Source organism: Pseudonocardia sp., from assembly GCF_050250275.1.
In the GTDB taxonomy this organism is placed as follows: Bacteria; Actinomycetota; Actinomycetes; order Mycobacteriales; family Pseudonocardiaceae; genus Pseudonocardia.
The window spans coordinates 21,843-34,949 of sequence record NZ_JBFWOY010000018.1 but is presented as its reverse complement, the minus strand read 5'-3'; the positions used below and the strand labels follow the sequence as shown (position 1 = coordinate 34,949).

The following is a 13,107-nucleotide window of genomic DNA, read 5'->3' as shown; positions in this document are numbered from 1 at the left end:
GATGCCCGTCATGACCGACCCGCTCGACCTGCTGTCGGTGGCCGCGCTGCTCACCGAGGAGGAGCGCGACATCCAGCGCACGGTCCGCGACTTCCTCGACGACCGTGCCCGCCCCCATGTCGCCGGCTGGTTCGACGCGGGGACCTTCCCCCGCGAGCTGGTGCCCGAGCTGGGCAAGCTCGGCCTGCTCGGGATGCACCTCGACGGCTACGGCTGTGCGGGGACGACCGCCGTGTCCTACGGGCTGGCCTGTCTGGAGCTGGAGGCGGTCGACTCGGGGCTGCGCAGCTTCGTGTCGGTGCAGGGGTCGCTGTCGATGTACTCGATCCACCGCTGGGGTTCGGAGGAGCAGAAGCAGGAGTGGCTGCCCCGGCTCGCGGCGGGTGAGGCGATCGGCTGCTTCGGTCTCACCGAGCCCGACGCCGGGTCCGACCCCGGGTCGATGCGCACGCGGGCGGTCCGCGACGGCGGCGACTGGGTGCTCGACGGGTCGAAGATGTGGATCACCAACGGCGGGCTGGCCGACGTCGCGACCGTCTGGGCGCGGACCGACGAGGGTGTCCGCGGCTTCCTCGTCCCCCGCGGGACGCCCGGCTTCACCACCACCGACGTCGGCCACAAGCTGTCGCTGCGCGCGTCGGTGACCTCGGCGCTGAGCCTCGACGGCGTCCGGCTCCCGGCGTCGGCGATGCTGCCGGGCGCGCGCGGGCTGCGCGGCCCGCTGTCGTGTCTGAACGAGGCGCGCTTCGGCATCCTGTTCGGCGCGGTGGGCGCAGCCCGCGACTGTCTCGCGACCGCGCTCGACTACGCCGACACCCGCGTCCAGTTCGGACGGCCGATCGGTGCGTTCCAGCTGACCCAGAAGAAGTTCGCCGACATGGCGGTCTCGCTCAACACCGCGGCGCTGCTGGCGCTGCACCTGGGCCGGCTCAAGGACCGCCACGAGCTGCGGCCCGAGCAGGTCAGCGTCGGCAAGCTCAACAACGTGCGGGAGGCGATCGCGATCGCCCGCGAGTGCCGCACGATCCTGGGCGGCAACGGGATCTCCGGGGAGTACCCGCCGCTGCGGCACGCGTCGAACCTGGAGTCCGTGCGGACCTACGAGGGCACCGACGAGGTGCACACCCTCGTGATCGGCGAGACCCTGACCGGCCGGGCCGCGTACCGGTGACCACCCCCGAGCGGAGGAGCCCGCGATGACCGACATCCGGAGCCTGTGCGTGTTCTGCGGCGCCAACACCGGGCGCGACCCTGCCTTCCTCGCGGGCGCCCAGCGGCTCGGCACGTTGCTGGGCGGCGAGGGCATCACCCTCGTCTACGGCGGCGCGAGCGTCGGGACGATGGGGGCCCTCGCCGACGCCACGCTGGCGGCGGGCGGTCGGGTGCACGGCGTCATCCCCCGTCAGCACCTCGGTGACGAGATCGCCCACGAGGGCCTGACCGAGCTGCACGTCGTCGAGTCGATGCACGAGCGCAAGGCGCTCATGGGTGAGCTGGCCGACGGGTTCGTCGCGCTGCCCGGCGGGCTCGGGACCCTGGAGGAGTTCGCCGAGGTGCTGACGTGGTCGCAGCTGGGCCTGCACGCCAAACCCACGGGCCTGCTCGACACCGCCGGCTACTACGGGCACTTCCTGCGGTTCCTCGACCACGCCGTCGACGAGGGGTTCGTGCGCCCCGCCGACCGCGGGATCGTGCTGTCCGGGACGGATCCGGCGACACTGCTGGAACGGATGCGGGCGTGGGAACCGGCACAGGACCAACGCTGGGAACCCGTCGAGAGCCCGTGACCGCACCGGACACGCTCGCGAGGAGGCCGTCGTTGCCCGTCCCGATGATCATCGACACCGACCCGGGGGTGGACGACGCCTTCGCGATCGTCACCGCCCTGTGCAGCCCCGAGGTCGACGTACGCGCCGTCGTCGCGACCTACGGCAACGTCGGGCGGGAGCAGACGTTCGTGAACCTGCGACGCATCCTCGCGCTCGCGGGCCGCACCGACATTCCTGCCGCGGCGGGCGCGATCCGGCCGCTGGTGCACCCGCAGGCCGAGACGGCCCCCGACTGGCACGGCATCGACGGCCTCGGCCTGCACGCCGACGAGTTCCCCGAACCCGGCCCCGCCGACCCGCGCCAGGGCGTGGAGCTGATGGCCGACACGCTGCTCGCCGCGGAGGCGCCGGTCACGCTGGTGTGCCTGGGCCCGTTCACCGACGCCGCCCTGCTGCTCGCGACCCGGCCGGACCTCGTGCCGCGGCTCGGCCGGATCGTCGCGATGGGCGGGTCGTTCGGGGCGGGCAACACGCGCGGCGCGGGCGAGTTCAACGTCTACGCCGATCCCGAGGCGGCGCACCGCGTCCTGACCCAGCGCGACGTGCCCGTCACACTGGTCCCGCTGGACGTGACGATGGCTGCCCGCGTCGACGGCGCGTGGCTCGACGACCTGGCCGCCGCCGGGCCCCGGGTCGAGGTGCTCGTGCGCACGACGCGGCTCTACCGCGACACCTTCGTCGAGCGGCACGGCCACGACTCCGTCGCGCTGCACGACACTCTCGCGGTGCTGGAGGCCGTCGTCCCCGGCAGCCTGCGCACCACCCCGTTCCCGCTGGCGGTGGCCTGCTCGCAGGGTGCCGAGCGCGGGGTGACGGTGATCGACCGGCGCGACGAGGCGGGGGGCGCACCCGTCGCCGTCGCCTTCGATGCCGACGTCGCGGCCGTGACCGCGGAGGTGGGCCGCCGGGTCCGCGCACTCGGCTGAGCGCGATCGACCGGTCCGCGGGACGCCCGGCGATTCTTGACATTCGGTGTCCAGGTTGTAGCGTGACGGCCGTGCGGATGGGTCAGGGCGTCGAGTGGGCACTGCACGTCCTGCTCACCCTGGCCTGGCTCGGTGACGACGAACCCGTCACCGTCGCCAAGCTCGCGGCGGGGCACGACCTCCCGTCCGCGTACCTCAACAAGCAGCTCCAGGCGCTGGCCCGGGCCGGGATCGTCGAGTCGACGCCCGGGGCCCGGGGCGGCTTCCGCCTCAGCCGGCCGGCGTCGTCCATCACGCTGATGGACGTCGTCGCCGCGATCGAGGGCACGCAGGACGCGTTCCGCTGCACCGAGATCCGGCAGCAGGGCGTGGGCGCCGACCTACCACGCCGCACCTTCGACGCGCCCTGCGCGATCAGCGCGTCGATGCGCCGTGCCGAGCTGGCCTGGCGCCGTGAGCTGGCGTCGCAGACCATCGCCGACATCCGGGCAGAGGTCGACGTCTACTCCCCCGAGGCGAAGCGCGTGACCCGGCGCGCCTACGGGCTCTGACTTCTTCGCAGTCGTGGAGGCGCCACTCCGGCGCCGATGAGGATGGAGATTCTGGATGTCTGATGTCCTGGTAATCGGCGGCGGCTTCGCCGGCGTGTGGGCGGCCGCGGGCGCCGTCCGCGCCCGCCACGAGGCGGGCCTGCCCGACGACGCCGTGCGCGTCACGCTCGTCGACGCCGCCGACGACATGGTGATCCGCCCCCGCCTCTACGAGCCCGACCCCGGGCGCATGCGGGTCGCGCTCGACCGGGTGCTCGGCCCGATCGGCGTCCGCCGCGTCGCCGCCACCGTCACGGGCATCGACACCGCCACCCGGCACGTCAGCGCCCTGGGCCGCGACGGACTGCCCCTCGAACTCGGCTACGACCGGCTCGTCCTCGCCACCGGCAGCCGCGTCGTCGCACCGCCCCTCGACGGTGCCGAGCACCTGTTCGACGTCGACACCATGCCCGCGGCGGCCGCGCTCGACTCCCACATCGGCCGGCTCCCGACACTCCCCGGCGACGGCCGGTTCACCGCCGTCGTCGTCGGCGGCGGGTTCACCGGGATCGAGGTCGCGACCGAGCTGCCCGGCCGGCTGCGCGCCGCCGCCGGCGGCGCCGAGGTACGGGTCGTACTGGTCGAGCAGGCCGACGTCGTCGGCCCGGAGCTCGGGCCGGGACCGCGCCCGGAGATCCTCGCCGCACTGGCGCACGCCGGGGTCGAGGTCCGGCTGGGGGTCCGCCTCGCCTCGCTCGACCGTGATCGGGCGACCCTGTCCGACGGCACCGTCATCCCCACCCGGACCGCGGTCTGGACCGCGGGCATGCGCGCCAGCGGCCTCACCGCACAGATCCCGGGAACCCGCGACGAGCTGGGCAGACTCGCCGTCGACGAGTACATGCGCGTCGTGGGCGTCGACGGGGTCTACGCGGCCGGGGACACCGCCGCGGCGGTCGCGGAGAACGGGCACGTCGTCATGCAGAGCTGCCAGCACGCGGTTCCGCAGGGCAAGCTCGCCGGTGCGAACGTCGGCGCCGACGTACTCGGCCTGCCATTGGCATCGTTCTCCCCGAACCCGTACGTGACCTGCCTCGACCTCGGTCCGTACGGGGCGGTCCTCACCCTCGGCTGGGACCGCGAGATCGCACAGACCGGCGCCGAGGCCAAGCAGCTCAAGCAGTCAATCAACGCCGACTGGATCTACCCACCCGTCGACGACGCCGCCGCGATCCTCGCGCTCGCGGACCACCGCATCACGTGGCCGACCGAAGCCCCGGTCGTGGACCCGCGCGCCTGAGCGCCGGGGGTCGTGACCGCCGTCCGCGACCGGCACCACCGGCCCGCCCGGTGCGAGGTCAGCTCACGATGACCACGACCCCCGACACCACGATCAGCCCGCTCACCACCGTCCGGAAGGTGGCCTGCGGGATCACCCGCGTCAGCCGGGTGCCGAGCCGGTTGCCCACCAGCGCCGCGACGACGAGCACGGGCAGGGCCGGCCACAGGATCGGCCCCGGGATCGCGCCGTGCACCCCGAGGATCGCCAGCGACAGCGTGTTGGTGACGACGAAGTAGCCGGCGAAGTCGGCGACGAACTGCACGGGCTCCAGCCGCGCGCGGTGCAACAGGATCGCGACGGGTGGGCCGTTGAGCGAGATCGACGTCGACAGGAACCCGCCGACCACGCCCGTCCCGACGAACTCCGGCGCGTGCGGCACCGGCCCGGTCCGCCTACCCGCCACCAGCAGCAGCACACCCAGCACCGTCACGACGATGCCCGTCGCGACGGTGAGGACGTGCTGGTCGAGGTGCCCGACGGTCAGGGCCCCGGCGACGGCCCCCGGGGCGCTGCCCGCCACCAGCAGGCCGACGCGGCGGCGGTCGACGACGTCGCGGAACGTCCACAGCACGGCGACGCGGCTGACCAGCGTCGCCGTCAGGTTGATCACGACGACCTCGGCGAAGCCGAAGCCCGCGAGCAACAGCGGCGGCGCCGAGAGCAGCGACATCGCGAACCCCGCCATGCCCCCGACGACCGACGCCAGCAGCATCGTCGCGACGCCGACCAGCAGCATCGTCAGCGACACCCGCCGACCCTACGTCGGCCGGTCCGGCGGGGCAGCCCGCGCCCGGCCCGGCGGGCGCGCTCAGGCCGCGACCGCCTCCGGCTCGCGCAGGCTCGACCCGCCCCGCTCCCAGGCGTCGAGCAGCAGGTCCTGCATCCGCTCCCCCAGGAACAGGGCCGCGCGGATGCCGAACACCACGTCGGCGGCGAGGTCGGGTTCGGCCGCGAGCAGGGGCGTGAGGACGTCACGGCGGACCACCTGCTCGTGCACGGCATCGGCCTCGACGTGCTCGTCGTAGAACCGGACCGCGGCCGGACCGCAGCCCAGCCGGCGCATCGCCCGCACCAACCGCTCCGAACCCGGGGACGACGTCAGCTCCACCATCGCGAACTGGCCGACCGACGCACCGCGCAGGCTGCGACGCAAGCCGCACAACGACATCAGGTTCACCTCGGCGAGGGTCGCCCCCGGCACCCGGTCGACGTGGGCGCCGTATGCGGCGTCGAGCCCGAGCTCGGTCATCATCTCGGCGAACAGCACCGAATGCATGCGCTCCGGGTGCCCGGAGCCGTACTCGTCGTGCTCGACGGTGACCAGCCCGGCCTTGGCCGCCCCACCGATGCGGGGAATGGCCCAGGCCTGCGGATCGGCCTCCTTGAGGTGGTAGACCGACCGGTGCGTGACGTACTCGCGCAGCTGGTCGAGGGTGCCGTCGCGGGCGAGGTGATGCGACAGCCCACGCACGTCCGGTCCGACGGGTTCGACGAGCAGCGCCGCGATCTCGGCGTCGACGTCGTCGGAGTGCGCGACGTCGGCGCGCAGCGCGGCGAGGAACACGCGTTCGAGGTCGACACGCAGGCGCAGCAGGTCGGGGTCCCACTCCAGGTCGGGGTCGACCCCGTCGAAACCGCGGTAGTGCAGCTCGTAGCAGCAGTGCAGGGCGAGCTGGAGGTCGTCACCGTAGGGATCGGCGCCCGCGTTGCCGACGGCGGGCAACGGTGAGCCCCGCAGCGCGCCGACGACCGCTGCGGACACCGGACCGCGGGGCGCCGGGAGCGGTGGGCCGGTCATCCGCCGTCCTCCGTCCGCCGGACCTTGCGCCGGTGCGCGGTGTCGCAGATCGGGTAACGCTTGCTGCGCCGGCACAGGCACACGGCGGTGACCGCGCGGTCGGAGCGCAGCCGTGTCCCGTCGGGCAGCTCCACCTCGACAGGACCCCTGACCAGGGCGGGCCCGTCGTCGGTGAGGACGATGCGGGTCGGGTCAGGCACGGCGCGCCTCCACGACGACCAGCTCCTCCAGCCTGTCGCCCGCCGCGATGAGCCCACGACGTTCGAGCAGACCGGCGCGCGACCGCATCACCGGTCCGAACGGGATCCGCGCGCTGTCGACCACCTCGGCGACCATGCCCGCCGCGGCGAGCCGGTCGACGGTGGTCTGCGGGCCGCAGACCTCCGAGTGGACCAGCAGCAGCACCCCGTCGGGCCCCAGATGGTCGGCCGCGCCGTCGCAGATCCGGTCCAGGACGGCACGGCCGTCGGGGCCGCCGTCCCAGCTCCGGGCGGCGGTGTGGCGAGGCAGCACCGGGCCCGTCGACGGGACGTATGGCGGGTTGGCGACGATCACGCCGAACCGTCTGCCGCCCAACGGCTCGAACAGGTCGCCCCGGTGGACCGTGGCCGCGGTCCGGTGCAGGAGCGAGTTGAGCCGGGTCGCGGCGACGCAGCGCCACGACAGGTCGACGGCCGTCACGGACGCGGCCCCGGCGCGGGCGGCGGTCAGGGCGAGCGCACCGGTCCCGGTTCCGAGGTCGAGGACGTCACGTCCCCCGACGTGCCGGTCGAGGTGGCCGGCGAGCAACTGGGTGTCGGACTGCGCGCGGTACACCCCGGGCGGGCAGAGGAGGATCACCGGAGGAACCTCCTCCACCCGGCCTGGTGCTGCGGACGCGTCAACTCGGGGACTCCGACTCGTCGCCACCGTCGCCGCCTGCCGGCTCGTCGGTCGGCTCGGTCTGCTCGCCGAAATGCGGCTCCTGGTCGGGCTCACCCTCGCCGAAGTGCGGCTCGTGCTGCGGTTCCGTCACGACTTCTCCCTCCGATGGCCCACCCCGGAACGGGGGGATTCCGGCGGATAGCCGTGACGGCGGCGATCAAAACCTGGCTTTGCGCCACCGATGGGGTATCCGTCCGGGCGGCCGTGCCGGGCCCCGCGCGTCCCGGCTCGCGTCCGGCCGGGTCAGCTGGTCCGGCCCGACAGCTCCTCGACGAGCCGCAGCAGGCCCGAGTGGTCCAGCGACCCGTCGCCGCGGGCGACCATCGACGCCACGAGCTGGGTGACGACCGCCCCGAGCGGGGTGACCACCCCGGCCTCGCGCGCCGCGTCGGCGACGATGCCGAGGTCCTTGTGGTGCAGGGCGAGCCGGAACCCGGGCGCGAACTCGCGGGCCAGCATCGACGACGCCTTCCGGTCGATCACCGTGCTCCCGGCCAGACCTCCCGCCAGCACCTCGATCGCGGGCCCGGTCTCGACGCCGTGCGCCTCCAGGAAGACGATCGCCTCGGCCAGCAGCTGCAGGTTCCCGGCGACGATCAGCTGGTTGGCGGCCTTCACCGTCTGCCCGGCCCCGGCCGGACCGACGTGCACGACCGTCGTCCCCATCGCCGACAGCACCGGGCGCGCCCGCTCCACGTCGCCCGCCGCACCGCCGACCATGATCGAGAGCGTCCCCTCCCGGGCTCCGGCCTCGCCACCGCTGACGGGTGCGTCGAGCATCGCGACGCCCCGCGCCGCCGCGGCCCCGGCGATCTCCCGGCTGACGTCGGGGCGGATCGTGCTCATCTCGACGAGCAGCAGCCCGTCGGGCGCGTGGTCGAGGACGCCGCCGTCGCCCGCCACGACGTCGCGCACGTCGCCCGAGTCGGGCAGCACCGTGATCACGACCTCGGCGTCCCGCACCGCCTCCGCCACCCCGGCGGCCCCGCGCCCGCCCCTCTCGACCAGGGTGTCGACCTTCGCGGGCGACCGGTTGTAGCCGACGACGTCGTGACCCGCGGCGACCAGGTTGGCCGCCATGTGCCCGCCCATCACGCCGAGGCCGATGAAGCCGATCCTGGTCATGGGTGTCCCCCTCCGTCCGTGCGGTGCCGCGACTCTTCCAGACCCGGGCCCGGGTCGGCGCGCGCGGTGCGTCGGCGGCCGCGACCGCGACGAGGCGCGTGCATCGCCCGCGCCCGACGACGGTTCCGTCCGGAACCCCTGCCGGCACCGCCGCATCGTCTCGACCAGGCACGATCCGCCCGCGCGCGACAGCCGGGGACGAACCGGCGACATCGCGTGGATCACACGAACGGGTGGGCGAAGCAACTCGCGGCGGCGTGGTGCGTTGACCGGGTAGGGGCGTCGCCGGACCAGGGGGCCAACGGTGACGAACCCGCTGAGTGGGTAGGCCCGGGTCGAGCATCGCCCTTCTCGTTCGGTACCGGCGGGAGCGTTCCGGCCCGGGTCTCCCCCCGCGCACACCACCCGCAGGGGCGCCCGCCCGGCCGCGTGTGCGCCGGGCCGGCGGACGAGGTGACGTCGGCCGGCGGTCAGGCGTCCGGGTCGGCCTCACGACGCAGGATCTGGGCGACGACGCGCATCAGCATCGCCGACGTCACGACCAGTCCGATGTAGCCGACGGCCGTGAGCGTCCCGGCCGCGCCGGTGTCGGGGGCGAGCGCAGCACCGACGAGCATGAGGGCCGACGCGAGCAGCCCGACCGCCGCGACGGCCGCGAACATCGTCCGGTCGACCCAGCGGGCGACGGTGCGGCTCCCGGGGCCGGAGAACGCGTCGACCTGCACCCGGGCCTGTCCGGAGCGCAGCTGCAGCGCGAGGTCCTCGACGAGCCCGGGCAGCGCGCGCAGCGACGGGAGGTTGCGCACCAGCTCCTTGCGGACGACGTCCTGCGTCCCCTCGGGGCTGAGGTCCAGTGTGGAGCCGAGCTGCGCCGTGGCGGCGGTGGCGAGGTCGACCTGCGGGTCGAGGGCCCGCAGGGTGCCCTCGAGGGTGACGAGGGCGCGGCCGAGCAGGGTGAGCGTCGGGGGGACCGGGATGCCGTGGTGCTGCATGATCGCGATGACGTCCTGCATGCTGCGCGGGTCGAACCCGCCCGCGTGCATCTGGGCCGACAGCACCCGGCTGATCTCGGCCTCCAGCACCTGCGGGCGGATCGCGTCGCCCGCCGCGCCGGCGAGGGGCCGCAGCGCGCGGACGATCAGCCCGGGCTGGCCCGTCGCCATCCCGGCCGCCATGAGCTGCAGCGCTTCCATCGTGACCGGGTCGATGATGCCGACGGCACCGAAATCGATGAGCCACAGCGTGCCGTCGGCATCGACGAGGACGTTGCCGGGATGCGGGTCGGCGTGGAACACCCCGGCCGCCATGACCTGGGTCATGAACGTGGCGAGCAGCCGGCCCGCCAGTTCGGCGCGCGGGACGCCGGTGGCGTCGACGGCCGCGACGTCGGACACCGGCCGGCCGTGGATCCGTTGCAGGACCAGGACGGCGTCGGTGCTCAGGTCGGTGACGACGTGCGGGATGCGCACCCCGGGTTCGGTCGTGGCGCTCTCGAGTGCGCGGGCGCCGGCCGCCTCGGCGAGGTAGCTGAGCTCGCCGTCGATGGACCGGACGAGCTCCTCGGCCAGCGGTGCGAGCCCGAGCGCGCGCACGGCCGCGGACCGGCGGGCCGCCGTCCGGCTGGCCCAGCGCAGCACCGCCGAGTCCCGGGCGACGCCGACCTCGATCCCGGGCCGCCGCACCTTGACGACGACGGGTTCGCCGTCGCGCAGCCGCGCGAGGTGGGTCTGGCCGATGGACGCGGCGGCGAGCGGCTCGTCGTCGAACTCGGCGAACACCTCGTCGAGGGGGGCGCCGAGCTCGTGCTCGACCCGTTCCACGATCAGCGGGGTGGGGACGGGCTTCACGTTGGCCTGCAGGTCGGCGAGCTCGGCGACGACGGGTGCCGGCAGCAGGTCCGACCGGGTCGAGGCGATCTGCCCGAACTTCACGAACATGCCGCCGCAGTCCTCGAGGAACCGCCGCAGCCGCAGCCCGCCGTCGGCGCTCGACAGCGCCGCACGCGACGCGAGGCGGGGCCCGGCGAGGCCGTGCCGACGGGCGATCCGCGCGACCTCCCACAGCCGGCCGCCGACGGTCAGGAAGCTCCGCACCCTCGTCCGCAGCGATGCGCGGCGCCCGGTGCGATGGGGCCGCAGCACGGCTTCGAACGTGACGCTGACGATCATCGTCGCGAGCACCGCGAACCCGAACGCGACGAGCAGGACGTCCTCGCCGGTCGCCTCGGTGTCGCCGCGCAGCAGGGTGGCCGCGACCGCCAGCCCGGCGAGCGTGCCGATGATCCCCGCGGCGGCGGAACGCCAGAACCCGCGCCGCACGCCGAGGACGCGACCGGCACCGAAGCTGACGACGATCACGAACACGATGAGCAGGACCGTGTCCCAGAACGACAGGTCGAGGATCAGCGTCACGGCGACAGCATCCACCCGGAAGGGATCTCGCGGAACCCGCACGTCACTCCGGCGCTGCGCACGGTCAGCAGGTCGACGCCTGCGGGGTGCCCTGTCCGGCGGCCGCCAGCCACGGGATCAGCGACGGCAGCGCGTCGAAGGCGATGCCGCCGTGGTCGACCCCCGGGAAGGTCCGCGACGTCACGCGCACACCCGACGTGCACGCCGCCGCGACGAACGCGGCCGTGATCTGCGGGCGCACCAGGGTGTCCGCCTCACCCTGGGCGACGTAGAGCGGGACCCGCAGCGTCGCCGCGTCGGGGGTGTTGGCGGCCAACAGGTCCGCCCACGGCCGGGTCGTCGTGGGATCGGCGGCGAGGTAGTGCCCGACGAGCGGGGCCGCGATGTCGTGGAGCTGCGCGTTCTGGCCCAGCAGGCACAGCTGCGCCATCGCCGGCGTCGCGGTGACGCCTGCGGGGGTGAGGATCGAGGCGAGCGGGGCGCCGTAGGCCCTCGCGTAGGCCTGGAACGCGTAGGAGCCGATGGTCACGCCCGAGACGTCGACGATGTCGGCGGTGAGCAGGTCCCCGAGGTCGGTGGCGGGCGCGGCCACGGCGACCCCGGCGAGCTGGAGCTCCGGGGCGTGGGTGGGGGCGAGCTGCCCGGCGAACAGCGCCGCGTGCCCACCCTGGGAGTGTCCCCACAGCAGCAGCCGTGGCGACGCGCCGGCCTCGGGGATCGCCCGCGCGGCGCGGGCGGCGTCGAGGACGGCGTTGCCCGTCGTCACCCCGATCAGGTACGAGGGCGGGCCGGGCGCGCCCATGCCGGGGTAGTCGGCCGCGGCGACGACGTAGCCGGCCGCGAGCAGGTCGGACAGGCCCTCCATGAGGTCGAACGGGTCCGCGCCGACCGACGGGGCGCAGCGCTGCGCCGTGCCCGTCGTCGGGTGCGCCCAGGACACGACGGTCCGCCCGCCCGCGGGCACCGGCCCGTCGGGCGCGACCACCACCCCTGACGTGAGCAGGTCGGCGCCGGTGACGTCGCGGGAGTGGTAGAGCACCCGCCACGCCGTCGCGCCGTCCGGGGCGCTGCCGAGCCGTTCGCTGCGCACGACGGTGCCCGGCGCGCCGGGCGGGAGGGGGTCGGGCAGCGTGTAGAAGGGCCCGGCCGTCCAGGAGTCGACCAGCCCGTCGACCGCCCGCCGCTCCAGGCTGCTCCCGCAGCCCGCGAGCAGCAGGCAGCCGAGGACGAGCAACACCGCCGTCGTCGACCTGCGCATGCCGCCCTCTTCCGTCCGCAGCGATCGTCGCCACCCGAGGCCCTGCCGGCGACGGACGGTCCCCCCACCGTGCTCGGGCCGCTACCCGCGCTCGGCCGGCTGCAGGACGAAGTCGTACTCGGCGACGACGAACGGCACGTCCGACGTCCCGCCGTCGGGCGTCGGGCCCGGCTCCCGCTCCTGGAAGGCCACGACGAGCTGCTCCTTGACCCCGAACACGACGTCGCTGTCGAGGTGGTCCGTGCCTTCCCGGAACAGGTGCGTGATCAGCGGCTCGTACCCGTCGGCGGTGATCAGGAAGTGCACGTGCGCGGGCCGGAAGTGGCTGATGTCGGTGCGGTGGATCAGCTCGCCGACGGGCCCGTCCATCGGGATGGCGTACCCGAGCGGTGCGACCGTCCGCACGCAGTAGCCGCCGTCCTCACGGGAGTGGTACTTCGCGCGCAGCCGCGCCTCGTCGGTGACGACCTGCGCCTCGTACATGCCGTCGGTGTCGGCCTGCCACACGTCGAGCAGCGCCCCGCCGACGGCTTTGCCGTCGAGGTCGCGGACCGTGCCGTGCACGTACAGCGGGGTGCCGGGCAGTCCGTCGGACATGTCACCGCCGTACCCGCGCTCGGGCGAGTCCTCGATGTGGAACGGGCCCAGCACCGTCGCCGGGGTCGCCTCCGGGTCGAGCCGGTTGTTCATCTGGACGACGAGCATCGACAGCCCCAGCACGTCCGAGGCGAGGATGAACTCCTCGCGCCGGTCGTCGCTGATCCGGCCGGTCGCGTTGAGCCACTGGATCGCGGCCATCCACTCGGCCTCGGTGAGCCGCACCTCGCGGGCGAACGCGTGCAGGTGCCGGACCAGCGCCTCCAGGAGCTGCGCCGTGCGCGGGTCGTGCGCCGTCCCCCACCGGGACGCGGCGAGATCGGTGATGTTGTCCTCGGTGACGAGCTCCATGCCCGTTCCCCTTCCG

General features: G+C 74.3%; 14 protein-coding genes. 5 read left to right on the top strand and 9 right to left on the bottom strand.

Annotation, left to right across the window (positions count from 1 at the left end; genetic code table 11):
* Position 1 precedes the first annotated feature (1 nt).
* The 5 genes from AB7F12_RS17320 (at position 2) to AB7F12_RS17300 (ending at position 4,585) form a co-directional block, all read left to right on the top strand.
* Positions 2–1,171: an acyl-CoA dehydrogenase family protein gene (locus tag AB7F12_RS17320; protein ID WP_428516654.1), complete on the top strand. Its 1,170-nt coding sequence runs from the start codon at positions 2–4 to the stop codon at positions 1,169–1,171.
* Between the two features lie 25 nt (positions 1,172–1,196).
* Positions 1,197–1,787: a TIGR00730 family Rossman fold protein gene (locus AB7F12_RS17315; RefSeq protein ID WP_428499482.1), complete on the top strand. Its 591-nt coding sequence runs from the start codon at positions 1,197–1,199 to the stop codon at positions 1,785–1,787.
* Positions 1,784–2,755: a nucleoside hydrolase gene (locus tag AB7F12_RS17310; RefSeq protein ID WP_428499481.1), complete on the top strand. Its 972-nt coding sequence runs from the start codon at positions 1,784–1,786 to the stop codon at positions 2,753–2,755. The genes AB7F12_RS17315 and AB7F12_RS17310 overlap by 4 nt, the downstream gene beginning before the upstream one ends.
* Before the next feature lie 62 nt (positions 2,756–2,817).
* Positions 2,818–3,306 carry an RrF2 family transcriptional regulator gene (locus tag AB7F12_RS17305; RefSeq protein WP_428499480.1) on the top strand — a complete coding sequence of 163 codons (489 nt, stop codon included), beginning with the start codon at positions 2,818–2,820 and terminating at the stop codon, positions 3,304–3,306.
* 55 nt (positions 3,307–3,361) lie between these two features.
* Positions 3,362–4,585: an NAD(P)/FAD-dependent oxidoreductase gene (locus AB7F12_RS17300; protein ID WP_428516656.1), complete on the top strand. Its 1,224-nt coding sequence runs from the start codon at positions 3,362–3,364 to the stop codon at positions 4,583–4,585.
* A gap of 58 nt (positions 4,586–4,643) precedes the next feature.
* On the opposite strand, the gene AB7F12_RS17295 is transcribed toward AB7F12_RS17300, so the two are convergent.
* The 9 genes from AB7F12_RS17295 to AB7F12_RS17255 all read right to left on the bottom strand — a co-directional run bounded on the left by AB7F12_RS17295 (position 4,644) and on the right by AB7F12_RS17255 (position 13,091).
* On the bottom strand, positions 4,644–5,375 hold the full coding sequence (locus AB7F12_RS17295; protein ID WP_428502567.1) for a sulfite exporter TauE/SafE family protein: 732 nt from the start codon (positions 5,373–5,375) through the stop codon (positions 4,644–4,646).
* 60 nt (positions 5,376–5,435) lie between these two features.
* Positions 5,436–6,425 carry an iron-containing redox enzyme family protein gene (locus AB7F12_RS17290; protein ID WP_428502566.1) on the bottom strand — a complete coding sequence of 330 codons (990 nt, stop codon included), beginning with the start codon at positions 6,423–6,425 and terminating at the stop codon, positions 5,436–5,438.
* On the bottom strand, positions 6,422–6,625 hold the full coding sequence (locus tag AB7F12_RS17285; protein WP_428502564.1) for a CDGSH iron-sulfur domain-containing protein: 204 nt from the start codon (positions 6,623–6,625) through the stop codon (positions 6,422–6,424). Before AB7F12_RS17285 ends, AB7F12_RS17290 begins: the two co-directional genes overlap by 4 nt.
* On the bottom strand, positions 6,618–7,265 hold the full coding sequence (locus tag AB7F12_RS17280) for a HemK2/MTQ2 family protein methyltransferase (protein WP_428502563.1): 648 nt from the start codon (positions 7,263–7,265) through the stop codon (positions 6,618–6,620). Before AB7F12_RS17280 ends, AB7F12_RS17285 begins: the two co-directional genes overlap by 8 nt.
* Positions 7,266–7,305: 40 nt before the next feature.
* The gene (locus AB7F12_RS17275) at positions 7,306–7,440 is read right to left on the bottom strand and encodes a hypothetical protein (RefSeq protein WP_428502562.1); all 135 of its coding nucleotides are present in this window, start codon (positions 7,438–7,440) and stop codon (positions 7,306–7,308) included.
* A gap of 152 nt (positions 7,441–7,592) precedes the next feature.
* On the bottom strand, positions 7,593–8,474 hold the full coding sequence (locus AB7F12_RS17270; protein ID WP_428502561.1) for an NAD(P)-dependent oxidoreductase: 882 nt from the start codon (positions 8,472–8,474) through the stop codon (positions 7,593–7,595).
* Positions 8,475–8,944: 470 nt separating this feature from the next.
* Entirely contained in the window at positions 8,945–10,885 is a 1,941-nt protein-coding gene (locus AB7F12_RS17265; RefSeq protein WP_428502560.1) for an ABC1 kinase family protein, read from the bottom strand.
* Positions 10,886–10,949: 64 nt separating this feature from the next.
* On the bottom strand, positions 10,950–12,143 hold the full coding sequence (locus AB7F12_RS17260) for an alpha/beta hydrolase (RefSeq protein ID WP_428502636.1): 1,194 nt from the start codon (positions 12,141–12,143) through the stop codon (positions 10,950–10,952).
* 81 nt (positions 12,144–12,224) lie between these two features.
* On the bottom strand, positions 12,225–13,091 hold the full coding sequence (locus AB7F12_RS17255) for a dioxygenase (protein ID WP_428502635.1): 867 nt from the start codon (positions 13,089–13,091) through the stop codon (positions 12,225–12,227).
* Positions 13,092–13,107: the final 16 nt, after the last annotated feature.